General features: G+C 73.0%; 12 protein-coding genes and 1 pseudogene. 7 read left to right on the top strand and 6 right to left on the bottom strand.

Annotated elements, in window-relative coordinates; genetic code table 11:
* The 3 genes from ACIRL2_RS15180 to ACIRL2_RS15170 all read left to right on the top strand — a co-directional run.
* Nucleotides 1–225 (top strand): ABC transporter permease (locus ACIRL2_RS15180; protein ID WP_402232369.1); only part of this gene is annotated, 225 nt, incomplete at its 5' end.
* Nucleotides 226–1,012: 787 nt separating this feature from the next.
* Nucleotides 1,013–2,062 carry a hypothetical protein gene (locus ACIRL2_RS15175; protein WP_402232367.1) on the top strand — a complete coding sequence of 350 codons (1,050 nt, stop codon included), beginning with the start codon at nucleotides 1,013–1,015 and terminating at the stop codon, nucleotides 2,060–2,062.
* 255 nt (nucleotides 2,063–2,317) lie between these two features.
* On the top strand, nucleotides 2,318–3,367 hold the full coding sequence (locus tag ACIRL2_RS15170) for an SIS domain-containing protein (RefSeq protein ID WP_402232365.1): 1,050 nt from the start codon (nucleotides 2,318–2,320) through the stop codon (nucleotides 3,365–3,367).
* 84 nt (nucleotides 3,368–3,451) lie between these two features.
* On the opposite strand, the gene ACIRL2_RS15165 is transcribed toward ACIRL2_RS15170, so the two are convergent.
* A complete protein-coding gene (locus ACIRL2_RS15165) occupies nucleotides 3,452–3,841 on the bottom strand; it encodes a winged helix-turn-helix transcriptional regulator (RefSeq protein ID WP_395865893.1) in 390 nt (129 codons plus the stop codon).
* Nucleotides 3,842–3,943: 102 nt separating this feature from the next.
* Between ACIRL2_RS15165 and ACIRL2_RS15160 the strand changes: the two genes are divergently transcribed.
* Nucleotides 3,944–4,582, top strand: coding sequence for an NAD(P)-dependent oxidoreductase (locus ACIRL2_RS15160; protein WP_395865891.1), 639 nt, complete (start codon nucleotides 3,944–3,946; stop codon nucleotides 4,580–4,582).
* Complete coding sequence (locus ACIRL2_RS15155) at nucleotides 4,579–5,019, top strand: nitroreductase family deazaflavin-dependent oxidoreductase (protein ID WP_395865889.1); 441 nt, start codon at nucleotides 4,579–4,581, stop codon at nucleotides 5,017–5,019. The genes ACIRL2_RS15160 and ACIRL2_RS15155 overlap by 4 nt, the downstream gene beginning before the upstream one ends.
* A 46-nt stretch (nucleotides 5,020–5,065) precedes the next feature.
* On the opposite strand, the gene ACIRL2_RS15150 is transcribed toward ACIRL2_RS15155, so the two are convergent.
* The 3 genes from ACIRL2_RS15150 to ACIRL2_RS15140 all read right to left on the bottom strand — a co-directional run bounded on the left by ACIRL2_RS15150 (nucleotide 5,066) and on the right by ACIRL2_RS15140 (nucleotide 8,102).
* Nucleotides 5,066–6,229, bottom strand: coding sequence for an ROK family protein (locus tag ACIRL2_RS15150; RefSeq protein WP_395865887.1), 1,164 nt, complete (start codon nucleotides 6,227–6,229; stop codon nucleotides 5,066–5,068).
* A 108-nt stretch (nucleotides 6,230–6,337) separates the two neighbouring features.
* A complete protein-coding gene (locus ACIRL2_RS15145; protein ID WP_395865933.1) occupies nucleotides 6,338–7,081 on the bottom strand; it encodes a GntR family transcriptional regulator in 744 nt (247 codons plus the stop codon).
* A gap of 526 nt (nucleotides 7,082–7,607) precedes the next feature.
* A complete protein-coding gene (locus ACIRL2_RS15140) occupies nucleotides 7,608–8,102 on the bottom strand; it encodes a hypothetical protein (RefSeq protein WP_402232362.1) in 495 nt (164 codons plus the stop codon).
* Between the two features lie 240 nt (nucleotides 8,103–8,342).
* Between ACIRL2_RS15140 and ACIRL2_RS15135 the strand changes: the two are divergent.
* Nucleotides 8,343–8,465 (top strand): annotated as a pseudogene (locus tag ACIRL2_RS15135) (carbohydrate-binding protein); the annotation flags it as partial.
* Between the two features lie 215 nt (nucleotides 8,466–8,680).
* On the opposite strand, the gene ACIRL2_RS15130 reads toward ACIRL2_RS15135, so the two are convergent.
* Nucleotides 8,681–9,580 carry a GNAT family N-acetyltransferase gene (locus tag ACIRL2_RS15130; protein ID WP_402232360.1) on the bottom strand — a complete coding sequence of 300 codons (900 nt, stop codon included), beginning with the start codon at nucleotides 9,578–9,580 and terminating at the stop codon, nucleotides 8,681–8,683.
* 350 nt (nucleotides 9,581–9,930) lie between these two features.
* Here ACIRL2_RS15130 and ACIRL2_RS15125 point away from each other — a divergent pair, with 350 nt between their 5' ends.
* Nucleotides 9,931–14,676, top strand: a complete 4,746-nt coding sequence (locus ACIRL2_RS15125; RefSeq protein ID WP_402232358.1) for a HEAT repeat domain-containing protein — start codon at nucleotides 9,931–9,933, stop codon at nucleotides 14,674–14,676.
* Here ACIRL2_RS15125 and ACIRL2_RS15120 read toward each other — a convergent pair.
* Nucleotides 14,634–15,170: a hypothetical protein gene (locus ACIRL2_RS15120; protein WP_402232356.1), complete on the bottom strand. Its 537-nt coding sequence runs from the start codon at nucleotides 15,168–15,170 to the stop codon at nucleotides 14,634–14,636. The genes ACIRL2_RS15125 and ACIRL2_RS15120 overlap by 43 nt on opposite strands.
* Nucleotides 15,171–15,174 lie beyond the last annotated feature (4 nt).

Below are 15,174 nucleotides of genomic sequence, written 5' to 3'. Positions count from 1 at the left end.
ACCGAGGCGGTGACGCTGTCCGGCCTGGGCGGCGTGGCGGGCGTACTGCTCGGGTTGATCGTCACGAGCGGGTACGCCCACGCACAGGGATGGCCGCTGGTACTGCCGTGGCCGGCCATCCTGGGCGGCGTCGCCGCATCGGTGGCGATCGGCGCACTCGCCGGCCTGTACCCGGCCGGCCGCGCGGCACGACTGCCACCCACCGAGGCACTGAGCTCGGGCTGAGGACGGGCTGAGGGCGGGACGCGAGCGTGGGGGCGCGGGGCGCGGGCTCCGAGCGTCACGTGCCGAAGGTGCGTTGCGGATGGGCCGGTTCGGGCCCGAGCCGGGTTGCACCGGATCGGGTCGGGACCGGCCCGATCCGATCCGGGCCGGTCCGGACCGCCCGGCGTCGGCTCGACTCTCGCCATTACGGAACCTGGGCAAAACCTGGGCACCAGCTGGGCAAGACTTGACCGCGTTCGCCGCTCGACGACCCGGAGTACGCGTCCAGCGCCCGACCACTCCACGCGATGTTCGAAGCCGCCCGACCCACGGATCTCACCATCCGCAATCAGGCGGATTCGTTACGTTACGGGCGTGGATCTCCTACGCCGCACGCCCGTTCCGCCGACCGACCGTCGAACCAACCGTGGAGCGAGCGGTTGTCGGCGCACCGGATCGCATCCGGCGCGCCACGCATCGGTGCAGGTCGGCAGGGGGTGGGGAGAGATTTCATACGACCAGATGATGACCTCGGCATGGTGAAGTCATCGATTCGGTTGACGATGGCCGGCGCCGGCAGTCGGTAATCTTTGGTGTGGAAAGCGGTTCACCACCTACCGCATCGCCCGGCCGACCGGAATCTGTCGCAACCGCGGAGCGTCCGCCCAGCGTCAACCCTCCGACCGGTGTGTGTCGTGTCCTCGTCCTGCGATGGCGCTGCTGAGGGCAGGGCGTGGTGAATGCCACAACGCCACCGGCCCGGGTCTGTGGCTGTCGGACTCGACGAGTCGTTGGGGGTTGGTCAGCAGTGTTGCGCGTTCTCGACGATCGCCGGGACGACGGCGACGACTGCGCCGGCGGGTCCACCTCGGCGGGGACGCTCACCCGAGCGCGGGTGCCCGACAGCGCCGAGTCGATGGTCCAGGACACCGTACGGAAGCCGGTCGGCGAAGGTTCGTCCGCCGCCCCGCGCGGGCGGCGCGACCGGTTGTGGTCCGCGCCCTTGCAACTGCTTCTCTTCCTGTGGCGGACCCTGTGCGGTGAGTGGCGGGGGATCGTCGCCGATCCGGTCCGGCAACTGTGGCGCACCCGCGGCAAGGGGCTCACGCTCGCGGTGGTGGCCAGCTCCGCGGTGATCTTCTTCCACGCGATCGGGCAGACCCCCACCGGCAAGACCGCGGTGCGCCTCCTCGGTGGTGTGAGTGCCGACCTGCCGCTGTGGCTGGCCCTGTTGCGGACGCCGGTCTCGCTGTTCGTGCCCGCGTTGAACCTGCCGGTCTGGGCGGGCATCACGCAGTTGTTCCTCGCCTTCGCGATCGCCCAGCTCTCGCTCGGGGCGGGCCGCACGCTGATGGTCGCCTACGTGACCACGCTCGCGGGCACGATGGGTGCCCGGATCATGATCGCGATCGGCCCGGACCACGCGATCGGGCTGCCCTCGTCGGCCGCGCACGTGCTGGACACCGGTCCGTCGGCGGCCGTGGTGGGCCTGTTCACGTACCTCTCGATCATCCACCGCGCGCCCATACTCTTCACCATCACCGGCGGGTCGATGGTCCTGGAGTCGATCATCCTGCCCAACCTGGCCGGCCGGGAACATCTGATCGCGGTGGGCGCGGCGATCGTCCTGGGTCTGCTCGCGGGGCGTACGCGCCCGCGTTGGTTGGCCTGGACGGACGGCCCTCGGGCGCGGATGGCCGCACTGAGCTCGGGCCCTCGGGCGCGGGCGCGGGTGTTGTGGGCGATGCCGGGCACGTGGGTTCGCGGGATGTTGCCTTCGGGGCGGTCGGGGCGGTCGGGGCGAAGGGCCGAGTCCGGCGCGGAAGTCGTTCCCGAGCGGACACGCGAGAACGCCTGATTCGGCCGGCTGGTCACCCCGCCCGTTCGACCCGTCGTGGTCGGTGCGGAGATCGGGGTTTCAAGGCATGGGCATGGCCTGCTCCGGCCCTCGGCGTTTTGTGGTTCGGGAGGAGAGTGGTCCAGACCAATATTGCGTCTCGTTCGGCGTGGTGGATACCTTCGGTCCACCGCGCCGTGCCCTGTTTCGGCGTGGGTCGAGGCACGTCGGGATCACCTCGTGCTCCGCTTCGTCGCAGCCGGAGGTACCGCCGTCATGACCGTTTCCCTCGTGCCCGGGTCGGTGATGGCCGGTGAGATCGCGGCCCAGCCCGAAGGGTTGGCTCGGATCCTGACCGAGGGGCTCGGGGCGATCCGCGCCGTCGCCGAGGAGATCCGGGCGCGCGATCCGAGGTTCGTGCTGTTCACCGGGCGAGGGACCTCCGACAACGCGGGGCTGTACGCGCGTTACCTCACCGAGGTGCTGCTCGGCCTGCCGGCGGGCCTGACCTCGATGTCCACCACGACCGCCTACCGTGCACGGCAACGTCTGGCCGGCTGCCTGGTGGTGACGGTGAGTCAGTCCGGCGGCTCCCCGGACCTGATCGCCTCCGCCCGGCAGGCCCGCGCGGACGGCGCGCTCACGCTCGCGGTGACCAACAACGCCGATTCGGTGCTCGCCCGCGAGTCCGACCTGCATCTGGACGTGCTCGCCGGCCCGGAACTCGCGCTGCCCGCGACCAAGACCTACACCGCCGAGCTGCTCACCCTGTTTCTGCTGGTGGACCACCTTCGCGGTGGCACCGGCGAGGCGGCGCGGACGCTGCCCGAGGCGGCCCGCGTGATCCTGGAGCGGCAGGGCGAGATCGAGGGACCTGCCGAGCGGTACCGGTTCGCGGACCGGCTCGTGGTCACCGCGCGCGGCTACGGGTACCCGACCGCGCGTGAGGCGGCGCTCAAGATCATGGAGACCAGCTACATCGGTGCGCAGGCGTTCTCCGGCGCGGACCTGATGCACGGCCCGCTCGCGATCGTCGACCGGGCCTGGCCGGTGCTCGCGGTGGCACCGGACGGCGCGGGCGGGACCGCGCTGCGGCCGGTGCTGGACCGGCTGCGCGAACGCGGCGCGGATCTGTACGTGATCGGGTCCGCCGAAGCGGTGGCCGAGTACGGTCGGGGCTTCGTGTTGCCGACCGGGGTCGCCGAGGAGGTGTCGCCGATCCTGGAGATCCTGCCGCTGCAACTGCTCGCGCGCGAGGTCGCGTTGGGACGCGGCTGCGACCCGGACGCGCCTCGGGCACTGGCGAAGGTCACCGAGACGCGGTAGTCGACCGGGGGCGGGAGTTGACCGAGGCGCGGTAGTCGACCGAGGCACCTGCGGCGGCAACCGCCGAGCCCGCCGGTGGCGCCGTCAGGCCGTGCGGTCCAGGTCGGTGGCGGCCTCGCGGGCGTCCAGGAGTTCGTCCCAGTTCGCCGCCGCCCACTCGCACGCGGCGGCCATCGGGACCAGCATGCTGCGGCCCAGCGGAGTGAGGGCGTAGGTGACCCGGCGGACCGGGGCGTCGTGGGCGGTGCGGCTGATCAGCCCGTCGCGTTCGAGCGTGCGCAACGATTGGGTGAGCACCTTCGCGGTGACGCCGCGCATGGGCACGCGCAGTTCGGAGAAGCGTCGCGGACCGCCCTCCAGACAGCGGATGATCATCGCCGCCCATTTGTCGCCGAACCGGATCGGGGACAGGTTCGACGGGCAGACGGGGTCGAACATGTCCGCGGACAGGGGTTCCGTGGTCGCCTCGCTCATGGGCCCAGCGTAGTTGGTATCCGGGAGGTAACCAGGGTCCTGGGTAGCGTTCGCGGCGGTGGTCGAGACAAGGCATCGACCCGGACGAGCGGGGTGGCATCCATGAGCGACATCATCGTTTTCGGCGCGGGCGGTCGGACCGGACGGACGGCCGTCGCGGAGGCGTTGCGCCGGGGGCACCGGGTCACCGCCGTGGTGCGCGATCCGGCGAAGTACCCGGATTTGGCCGACTCGGACGTACGTGTGGTCGCGGGCGACGTGACCGACGCGGACGCGGTGGCCGAACTCGCGGCGGGCCACGACGCGGCGGTCGCGGCGGTGTACGACCCGGCGGCGCCGGTGGGTGACTTCTTCGGGCGGGCGGTGCGGGCGCTGCTGGACGGGCTGACCCGGGCGGGTGTGGGGCGATTGGTGTGGGTGGGCCTGGCCTCGGTGTTGCCGACCGAGTCCGGCGAGTTGCTGATGGATACGCCGGGATATCCGCAGGAGTACCGGGCGTTCTTCCTCGCGCACGCCGAGGGCAACGCGGCGCTGAGCGCGTCGCAGGCCGGGCCGGAGTGGGTCGTGCTGAGCCCGGCGGGCGACTTCGACCACCAGGGCGTGCGTACCGGTCACCATCGTGTCGCGCCCGCCGACGCGGAAAGCCGGGTGTCCTACCCGGACTTCGCGATCGCGCTGCTGGACGAGATCGACACGCCGAAGCTGCGCGGGGTGCACGTCGGGATCGAGGACGGGCGATGACCGGGTCGGTCGTGGACAGCCCCGATCCGTGGGTGGCGGAGCACATCCGGCGCTTCGTGGAGAGCGACGGGCAGGCCCGGGAAGGGATCGACGACCTCCTGTTGACCACGCGCGGGCGCCGGTCGGGGCTGCTGCGGCGGACCGCGTTGGTGTACGCGCGCGACGGTGATCGATGGATCGTGGCGGGTTCGAACCGGGGCGGCGAGCGGCATCCGGCGTGGTACCTGAACCTGGTCGCCGATCCGGCCGTGACGATCAGGATCGGGGCGACGGACGTGCCGGCCCACGCGCGCACCGCGACGGCAGCGGAGAAGCCGAGGTTGTGGGGGCTGATGGTGGCGGCGATGCCGTCGTACCAGGCGTATCAGAAGGGCACGACCAGGGACATCCCGGTGGTGATCATCGAGCGGGCGGCGACGATCGCAGGCATCGGATGAGAGTGAGGGTGAGGGTGCGGGTCTGCCGGGTTCCCTCGGGCCGGCCCTACGCTCTCGCGGAGCCGGTGTGTTCGACCGCGAACAGGCGGTGCTCCACTCGGTCGAGGGCCACCCGTACGGCGCCGAGCGCGACGCCGTCGGCGCCCAGGGCGGACAGTTCGACGCGTGGCATGCGCAGGCACAGCCGGCGCAGTTCGCTGGTCAGCGGCGGAACGGCGTCGGCGAGGCCCGCCGCCCAGCCGCCGATCACGACGATCTCCGGATCGAGCGCCAGCACGAGCGCGGTGACGTCGTGGATCAGGCGCTGGACGAACCGGTCCACCGCCTCGGTCGCGGTCGGGTCGCCTGCGGCCGCGTGCCGGAACACCTCGCCGACGGCCGCCTCGTCCAGCGGCGGCAGCGGTGTGCCGGTAGTGGACAGCAGGTTCTCCGGGGTGACCTGCCGGCCGAGCAGGTGCAGCGCGCCGATCTCGCCGGCGGCGCCGCCGAAGCCGCGGTGCAGGCGGCCGTTGATGAACGAGCCGGCGCCCGGGCTGAGGCCGGCCATCACGTAGACGATGTCGTCGGAGCCGACCGCGACGCCCTTCCAACGCTCGCCGATCGCGGCCAGGTTGGCGTCGTTCTCGACCTGGACCGGACAACTGAACGAGCGGCCGAGTCGGCCGGCGAGGTCCAGGCCGGTCCAGCCCGGCATCGCCGAGGACAGCGTGACCACACCCTCGGTGTCCACGATCCCGGGCGTGCCGATGCCCACGCCCCACAACGAACCGCGCGAGATCTGGGCCCGACGCAGGGTCTCGGTGATCAGGCCGCGGACTCGCTCCAGGCGATCCTCGGCCTCGCAGTCCTCCTCGACGGTGCGCGCGGCACGGCCGACGATCGTGCCCCCGAGGTCGGCGAGCACGACCCGGATGTGGTGCACGCCGACGTCGACGCCGAGCAGGTGGCCGGCCTCGGCGTGGAAGCGGAAGCGTCGGGCCGGCCGGCCGCGGGGGCGGCTGCCGTCCTCGCTCTCGGCGGTGGTGGTCTCCACGACCAGGCCCTCGGCGAGCAGTCCGTCCACGACACCCTCGACGGTGGGGCGGGACAGCCCGGTGGCCTCCATCAGCGCGGTCACCGTCAGCACCTCGCCACCGCGCAGCGCGCGCAGGGTCGCGGCGGAGTTGATCCGTCGGACCACGGAGGAGTCCCCGCCGGTCACCTGTGCCACAGCTCTTGTCCTCTCATCGCGCCGTCGCGCGGTGCGTTCGTCCGGGCGTCCGCGCCCGTCGTGCACGTCGTCGCTCAGGCGCGGATGGTACCCAGATTTCCCGTCGGATCAGGACGCGGGCCGCAACGCGGTCGGCCCGGCCTCGGCGAACGCGAGCCGGCAGGTGTCCGCACGATACGTGGCCACGGTGACCGCGGCGGTCCGGCCGAGCGCGGTGTACGTCGTCGTCACGACCAGCACGGCCGTACCCGGCGGACGCTCCAGGTAACGGGCTTCCTCGGCCTCGGCCACGCCCAGTTCGACCGCGCGGTGCCGGCCCTCCAGGCGGTGGCCGCGCAGTTGACGAAGCATCAGCGAGGCGCGCTCGAAGCCCGGGACGCGGGTGGACAGCGACGGGACGACGGCGCGCGAGACGTACAGGCACTCCAGGCCGACCACTTGGCGCATGGAGAACTGGCGACGGCGCAGTCGGTGCACCAGGGCCGAGGGACGGCCTTTGAGGGTGTCCGCGAACTCGTCGGTCACCGGCACGGTGGCGCAGTCGATCACCTCGCGGTCGCGCAGGTCCACGCCCGGCCAGCCCTCGCCGTCGGCGCTGAGCGAGACGTCCACGCGCGGGCCGGCGACGGTGGTGCCGGCGCCGCGCTTGCGGACCAGGCGGCCTTCGAGTTCGAGCTGCTCCAGCGCGTGCCGAAGGGTGGCGCGGGCGACGCCGAAACGGGCCGCGAGTTCGCGCTCGTTGGGCAGGATGTCGCCGGAGTTGAAGTCCTCGTCGATCGCCTTGAGCAAGGACGTGCGCAGTTGCCAATACTTGGGTTCACCGAAGACCGCTTCGTCCGGCAATGTCGCCATGCTGCTCACGGACGCCCCCTCGGCTGGCCGACGCCTGCGCGGCGCGGACTTATTGCATGCTCGGTTTAGTAAAGACGGTTGAATATAACCGCGTCGGACCACGAAAGGTCCAGACCAAGTCGGTCGAACTTCCCGGTGACCTGGCTCACACCGATCCGCTCGGTGCGGTGTCTCCTACGCTGACCTGCGCGAACGGTTCACCACCCGATCCGGGGCACACGTCGCGAGAAGAATCCGGTGCGACTCCGGAACTGTGCGGGGGAGTTCCGATGACGCGCTCGTTCCACGCCACCCGCGCATCCCGGGCCGCGTGGGACGTGCGGGCCGCGTGGTGGGCGGTCGGCGACCCGGTTCGGCAAGGCCGGGGAGGGAGCGGACTTTCGACGAGGGGCTCACGCTCGGAGCCTGCCCGACCGCGAAGACGACCCGACGAAAAGACGTCCCCATCCGCGAAACGCCCGGACGAACATCGAACGTCGGATCGGAGGGACAACCGATGTCGGCGCGGGCCGGGGAGCGTCGTCCGTCACGGCGTGTCGGTGCGGGGTGGGCCCGGTGGGGTCGCGAGGGGGTGGGGACAGGAGGGCGGGGTGGGGGTGGAGGCGATGCGCATGCGGCGCATCAGGTCGGCGATGAGGCGGGCGGGGTCGGTGTTGTGCCAGGTGGTGCCCGGGTGGGTGGCCTGGAGATGGGACAGGGCCCGGGTGCCCAGGCCGGTGTCACGGAAGGGCTCGCGCACGCGCACCTCGGTGATCACGCCCAGCGCGCACAGCGGGCAGACCCGGTAGGTGACGCAGCCGACGATCCGCCGCAGGTGCACCAGGAGCAGGCACGCGCCGCCGTCGTGCGCGGGATCGGCGGAGTGCACCAGATCCACCTCGCGGTAGGCGAGCAGTCGTCGGCGCAGGCGGCCCTTGCGGCGCCGGGTTCGGCGGTGGCGCCCGGTCGGTCGGGTGGTCGCGGACGCCTTCGCCGGCGTGGGCGGGCGGGGGCTCGGAGCGGGGATGTCGATTCCCGACATGGCGTCGATTGTTGACATGCCGGGACGCCTGCCCGCATTGCCCGGAGTGATACCCAACCGTCCGGGTGACGCGTCTGGTCCCGAGTGATGCCGCCGGGCGCCCGGAGTGATGCCGCCGGGTGCCGTCGGCGCGTCGCGGTCGACCGCGAGTGCACCTCGGAGTTCGGCGAAATTGGTCCAGTCCAATGTATTGACGGCCCGGAATTGACGGCCCGGAACCGGAGGGCACCCTCGGCGATCTACGTCGCGAACAACACCGTGTCGCACAAGGGACTTTCGTGGAAGACGAAGTGGTGGACGCAGGGCGAGGAGCCGGGTACGACCGGCCAGTGGGGTGTGTGGCACGACCTGGGCACGAGTTGACCGGAGCACCGGTGTCCGGAGTACCCGATCGTCGGCGCGGGTCGACCCGGCCGCCGAGATGCCGGCGCCGCCGGGCGTGACGACGCCGTGGTGGGCGCGAGACGGACCGGAGTCGCCGATGCGGCGAACTCCGGTCCGTCGGCGTATGCCGAGGTCGGTCCCCGCGGGGTGGCAGCGACGTGGCCATCGCGACGGTGGGTCGTGCCGACGCGGTCTCAGCCGGTCGGCAGGTCGAGCAGGTCGAGTCGGTACTCGGTGGACCGGTGGGTGGGGCGGTAGCCGAGGGCATCGTTGATCCCGAGCATCGCGCGGTTCTCGGCGGCGGTGTCGGTGCACAGACCGGCCAGATCCGGGTGCCGGTCCCGGGCTCGGAGGATCGCCTCGGCCTTCATCCGGCGACCGAGACCCTGCCCGCGGTGCTCGGGCAACACGCCTGTGCTGTAGTGCTGCCCGTCGCCCTTGCCGTCGCCGGGGACGACCAACTCGGTGAAGCCGACGATCGACCCGTCGGCGGTGTCGATCGCGGCGATCGTGTGCAGCAGTTCGCCGCGGTCCGCGATGGCCCGCGCCGCCGCCCGAACCCGGTCCACGTCCCAGATCACCGTCCCGTAGTCGGTGTCGCCCATCGGCATGTCGTCCATCGCTCGGCGGGAGACGGCGAAGGTGTCGGCCCACGCGTCCGGGACGATGCCGTCCCAGGCGAGGAAGCGATAGCCGGGATGTGCTCGCTCGGCGACCTCGGTCACCGCCGCGAGGTCGACCTCGGCGAGCGGGAGCCGGGCGTAGATCAGCGTCAGTACCGCGCGGAAGCCGCGGGCCGCCAGGAAGCGATCGCCGGGGGAGTCGACCTCGGCCTGGGTCAGGAGCGATCGGCGCCCGTCCGCGCGAGCCGCCTCGACGGCCGCGGCCAGGAGCCGCCCGCCGGTGCCGCGGCGGCGCTCGGCCGGGTGGACGCGCAGGTCGAGTTCGGCCAGATGGTCCTGCCCGGGCCTGGTGAACAGCCGCAGGAAGGCCGAGCCGAGCGGGATCCCGTCGGCGTCGGAGGCCAGCCAGGCAAGTCGGCGACCGGCCGGGTTCTGCGCGGGGTCGGTCAGCGGGGTGAGGTGCGTGGACAACAAGACTCCAGCGAAGGGTGCGGGTCGGGGAGAGGACGCTCGAAACCGGTGGGGCCGATTCGGGGCATCCGGGCACTCGCGCGCATCCGCCGCACACCTCCTCGCTCGGCCGGGGCCCGACCGAATGGCGGGTGGTGAGGTGGCGAACGTAGCCGGCGCGGCGACCCGACGGCAAGGGCGACCCCGCGGACCTGCCGAGTCGGGGCGCCGATGGGCGGCGGGGCAGGGGCCGGCGGGCCGGCGGCGGGGTGGTGCGTCGTGCGCCCGGTACGGGCGGGCGTCCGTCGAACGCCGTCACCCCGGGCGAATACTCGTTCGTGCCGGATCGGCGGCCTGCCTAGGATCGACCGATGACGACTTCCGACCGGGCCGGCGTGAAGGACGCGGTGGGGGACGCCGCGAAGGACGCGGTGCCGGATGTCGTGACGGACGCCGTGCGTCGGGGCGACGTCGGCCGGCTCTCCGCCTACTTCGATGGGACGCCGTGCCCGGTCGCGGTGTTGCGGCGGTTGATCGGACACGCGGATCCGGTGCTGCGCCACCTCGGGGTGGTATTGCTCCGCGACCGCGCCGGGTGGCCCGATCCGGACTCCGTCGCGGAGGCGGCGCCCCTGCTGTCCGCGGCGTCGGCGGCCCTGTCGTCCGCGATGTCGGCCGGCTCGGCGTCGTTGGCGGGCTCGGCCGAGACGGCGGTGGTGCTGGCCGAGGCGTGCGCGCGACTGCGCGTCCCGGTGCCGCAACGGCGGTCGTCGGCGTGGCCGGCCAAGGTTCGGATCGCCTGGTTGCGCGCGGAGATCATCGCCCGACCCGAGGCGACCGTGCGGGCCGAACCGCCTGGTGAGGAGCTGTACCAGGCGGTGCGCGCGATCGACGCCGACGCGCCGGCCGACCTGGACGGCTACCTGCGCGGGTTGGTCGCGCGGCCCGATCCGGTGCTGCGCGCGGCCGCGCTGGGCGTGGTTCGGGAGGCGGTGTACGGCGCGCTGCTCGGGCCGGAGCAGGCACGCGGATGGCTGGTCGAACTGCTGGATCCGGCCGGCGGGGCGCGGGTGGTCGCGGGAGCGCTGGCCGAACTGGCCGAACCGTGGGCCGCCGGTAACGCACCCGCGAGCGTCGAGCCGGCATTGCGGCGGCTGGTGTCGGCCCACCCCGAGGCCGTCGAGACGGCGGCCCGGTTCGGCCTGTCCGGGTTGTTGCGCGAGATCGCGGCCGATCCGAGGTTGCCGGGGCACCGGCGGCGGCGCGCCCTGGAGTCGGTCGGGGAGTTTGCCGAACGCGGCGAGACGGCAGGGCTGTCGGCGCTCGCGGGCACGGACCCGTTGTTGTTCGCCGAGCCGTTCCTCGCGTGTCTGCGGGCGATGCATCGACGCGGGCACTTCGTTCGGGCCGACGACGTGCCGGCCGTGATCGAGATCGCGCTCGCCGACTACCGCGTGTCCACCGCGGACGTCGCGATCGTGCTGTTCACCGTGCGGCACGAGGCGTTGCGGGCTCTGACCGCGGTCGCGGACGACGACCCGCACGAGGCTCGGCGCGTCGAACTGCTGCACGCGTTGGCCGCCCAGGGCGCTCCCGACCTGCCGGTCGGCGAGGTGCTCACCGGGCGCCTCGCGGGCTCGGTCCGACCCGAGCCGATCCTGTCCGTCCTGCGCGAACTGCGTTACCAGGAGGCGGAGGACGCCGTCCTCGCCACCCTGCCGCGCGCGCCTCGGGCGGCGCTGCGCGCGTTGGAGGCGATCGGCGGCGCGCGTACGGTCGAGGCGCTGCGCGAGGCGCTGGGTGTCACCGATCCCGACGGTGTGGTCGCGCCGTACCTGCGCCCGGTGGCGGGCCTCGCACTGGAGGTGCTGTGGCACCTCACCGACGACCCGGCCGCGCGCCGGACGTTGCGCGCTCGGCTCAACCGTCGGGGGCTGCCCGAACGCGTCGCAGCGGATCTCGGCATTCCCGACCCGGACGAACTCGCGGTGCGGACCTCGGACCTGGACGTGCTCCGGCCCGGCGTGGCGTTGTGCCGACTCGCCGAGCACGGCGACGCGCGCACCATTCCCGTGCTCGCGGACCTGCTGCTGCGGGTGGTGAGCGACCTGGTCGCGAACCGCGGCGAGGAGGCCGCCGAACCGGTCGTGCCGGGCAAGGTGTACCAGGCGATCGGCGACCTGGGCGAACGCCTGTACCGGCGCCGCGTGTTGCGTCCGGTGTGCCTGCTCGACGCGTCCGCACCGGAGGCGGCGCGAAAGGCACTGGTCGTCGATCTCACGCTCGGCCTGCTGGAGCGCAGCGGCGTCACCGACGCCGAACTGGCCGTCCTGCTCGAACTCCTCGGCCGGGTACCGTCCGCACACGTCAAGGACCGTGTCCACCACCTGATCCGACACCGTGATCCGCACGTGCGCAAGCACGTCATCGCACTGCTCGCGCACGACGCCGACCTGGACGCCGCGCGGTCCCTGTCCGCGAGCCTGATCCCGCTCACCTCGGCCGCCGACCCGCAGACGGTGCGTCAGGCCCTGCTCGCCCTCGGCCACGCGCGGGCCCGATGGGCGGGTGAGGCGATCGCGGCATGCCTGGACCACCCCGTGATGAACATCAAGAAGACGGCGGCGCAGGCGCTGATCGACGCCGGTACGCCGGCCCAGGTCCCGGCGCTGCTGCGGTGGCTCGGCCGGCACGACAACCCGGGCCTGCGCGAGTCGCTGACGCGTGCGCTCCGGGTCATCCTGGGGCGGAAGGCGTACGCGGTGTGCGTGTTGTCGGCGGCGGAGCGGGCGACGGACGCGCGCGAACGCGGGCTGCTGCTCGACGCGTTGGCGTGGGAGCTGTCCGTGCCGGCCGTGGCGGCCCTGGTCCGGCGCGGATCCCCGGTCGCGGAGCCGCTGCTCACCCGCTTGGCGCGGGGCACGACATGGTTGAAGTGCGGCCGTCTGCGGTACCTGGCCGCGGAGTTCGCGGCGTACGACATCGCGCTGCCGGAGCCGACGGCCGGCGAGGACGCCGAGATGCGGGCCGACCTGATCACGCTCGCCCGCAAGGGTGGGCGGCCCGATCACGAGGACGCGCGCGCGGTGTTGCGGTTGGCGGCGCGCTCTGGGGACATCGGTGTCGGGCAACGGGCCGACCTGCGGGAGGCGTTGCCGCAGATGTTGGCGGTCGCGCGGGATCGGCCGGCGGATCGGGCCACCGTGTTGCGCCTCGCGCTGGATGTGTGCCCCGCGCCGTGGTCGGCCGCCGAACTCGGTGCGTTCGCGGACGCGTACGACGTGCTCGCCGCCGAACTCGGCGCTGTGGGCGGGGTGGAGGAGGTGCTCGAAGGCATCGCCGACACGTTGTCCGAGGTCGCGGCGTTCGCCCTGGCGGCCCGCGTTCGTGCGTTGCCTGCGCGATCCTTCGCGGGGCGGGCGCCGTTGGCGGTGTTGCGCTGTTGTGGGGCGGTACTCACCCGGCACGACGTGGATCGGGCATTGACTGGAGCGCGGCTGGGGCCGAATCCGTGGGAGGCGGAAGTCGAGGTGCTCAGGCTTGCGTTCATGCCGACGGCGGGGGCGGACGCGGCGGGGGCCGACGCGGCGAGGGCCGAGCCCGATCGGCGCGCCGGCGAGTCCGACTCGGCCGCGGGCTGTGCCGCTCCGCGCGATCGCCACGTGGCGGTCGTCGATACCGACGCGTCGGCCCACGTCGCGGCGTGGCGGACCGCCCTGGACGACGCGGTGCGCTCGCTCCCGGCCTTCACCGACTTCCGGGCGCGAGCCGGAGCCGGAGCCGATGCCGAGGGCGGCGGCGCCGCCGGCTGCGCGGACATCGACTCCCGAGCGCGCGTCGACGCGCTGATCGACGCCTTTCCGACCGCCGATCCCGCCTGCCGGGGGCCCCTGCTCGACTGGTTGACCGAGCTTCAGCCGATCGGCGCACCCGCGTGGGTCCTGGCCGAACGGGCCGCGCGGCCGGCCCGGGCCGCCGCGCCGCGGGTGCCGGATCCGACCGACCTGGACCAACCACGTTCGACCGCGCAGCGCGAACGCCTGCTGGCCCTGCTCACCGCCGCCGAACCCGCGCGCCGCACCGCCGCCGCGCGTACCCTGAGCGGCTGGGACGAGCCGGAGGTACGGCGGGCCACGCTCGACGCGTACCTGCGGGGAACGCCGGACCTGCCGCCGCAGCGCGGGCTCGCCCGGGCGCTGCTGGGCGTCACGGACTTCACCGACTACGACGAGGGTGGTCGGGAACGGGCCGCGAGGCTGTGTGCCCTGATGTCGGTGGAAGAGTCGGAGCGGATGACGCCGCACCTGGTCTCCTGGTGGGAGAACGGCGCACCGGCCACCAGGGCCCAGGTGTTCACCGCCACCCGGCGCATCCCCGCCGACACGCTCGCCGAGGTGTTGCGGACCCGACTCGAAGCCGGCCGCTGGGGCTGCCTGGACCTGCTTGCGAGTCGTTCGACGCGGCGCACCCCGGAACTCACCGAGACCGTGCGCCGGTTGCGGGTACAGGGACGCGCGGACCTCGCCGACCGCCTGAACCTGACGGACGGGTTCCTGCTCGGTGTCGATGCCGCGGCCCGAAGCGGCAGAGCCCTGGCCGAGTTGCGGACCCGCTCGGTACCCGCCGGCGCCGAGCGGCCCACCCGCGACGAACTGATCGGCACGGCCCGCGGCGACGGGCCCGAACAGGCCCGCCGGGCGCTGTCCCGACTCGCCGACGAGCACGGCGGGGACGACGAAGTACGGTCCCTCGTCGTCGAGTTGCTGAGCCATCCGGTCCCGAGGGTGCGGCTGCACGCGCATCGCGTCTCGCGCCGCCTGCTCGACCGCGCGGCATACCTGCGGCACACCGAGGGGTTGCTCGCCGATCCGCGTCGGGACATCGTGCGCATGGCGATCCGTACGCTGTCCCACGCCGGGTGGGAGCCCGCCGTTCCGGGCCTGGTCACCCTGTTCGGGGACGCCGACCCGGTGGTTCGCGAAGCCGCCGCCGAGGCACTGGCCCGGATCGGCGTGCCCGCGCTGCCCGCACTGCGCAAGGCCGCCGCACACGCCCGCCCGGACCGCCGCGCCCGCTACACCGAACTGCGCGACCGGATCGAGGCCGCCCCGAGGTGACCGTATCCGGCCCGATCCTCGGTACTGCCGTCGGGGAGCGAGTCGGCGAGGTAGGCGTCCAGGTCGGGGCCGTCGGGCGACTCCGGGATGAGCATGTGCCGCACCCACGCGTCGCGTTCGTGCAGGATCGGCGGCAACTCCCAGACACAGCCGATCAACGACCGCTCCACACGCACGAAGTTGGTGGGATCACGGTCCGGACAGCCGAGCACCGGCTGGCCCGCCGCGACACCGGCGAAGTGCAGGGTGTTGTCCCACACCCAGCTGTACACATTGAGATACGCGCCGTCGTCCGCGCCCCGATGCAGCACGACGAACGAGGCGGGCGGCGTGCCGTCCGGCGCGGGCAACAACTCGGGCAGGATCGCGTAGGCGGCGGCCTCGACGGCGGGATCGATCCCGTGCGGATCGCGCGTGACGTGGTAGCGCTTGATCCGCCGACCCGCCACCTCGATCGGCGAGTGCACGCGCAGGAGTTTCGCGGTGAAGGACATGGCC

The organism is Embleya sp. NPDC127516 (assembly GCF_044765325.1).
Taxonomy (GTDB): domain Bacteria; phylum Actinomycetota; class Actinomycetes; order Streptomycetales; family Streptomycetaceae; genus Embleya.
The sequence above is the reverse complement of the archived record's forward strand: the minus strand, read 5'-3'. Positions and strand labels throughout refer to the sequence as shown.

Coding starts and splice junctions, on each gene's coding strand:
- ACIRL2_RS15170 (WP_402232365.1), top strand. CDS start 2,318: ATGACCGTTTCCCTCGTGCCCGGGTCGGTGATGGCCGGTGAGATCGCG.
- ACIRL2_RS15125 (WP_402232358.1), top strand. CDS start 9,931: ATGACGACTTCCGACCGGGCCGGCGTGAAGGACGCGGTGGGGGACGCC.
- ACIRL2_RS15155 (WP_395865889.1), top strand. CDS start 4,579: ATGACCGGGTCGGTCGTGGACAGCCCCGATCCGTGGGTGGCGGAGCAC.
- ACIRL2_RS15140 (WP_402232362.1), bottom strand. CDS start 8,102: ATGTCGGGAATCGACATCCCCGCTCCGAGCCCCCGCCCGCCCACGCCG.
- ACIRL2_RS15160 (WP_395865891.1), top strand. CDS start 3,944: ATGAGCGACATCATCGTTTTCGGCGCGGGCGGTCGGACCGGACGGACG.
- ACIRL2_RS15120 (WP_402232356.1), bottom strand. CDS start 15,170: ATGTCCTTCACCGCGAAACTCCTGCGCGTGCACTCGCCGATCGAGGTG.
- ACIRL2_RS15145 (WP_395865933.1), bottom strand. CDS start 7,081: ATGGCGACATTGCCGGACGAAGCGGTCTTCGGTGAACCCAAGTATTGG.
- ACIRL2_RS15165 (WP_395865893.1), bottom strand. CDS start 3,841: ATGAGCGAGGCGACCACGGAACCCCTGTCCGCGGACATGTTCGACCCC.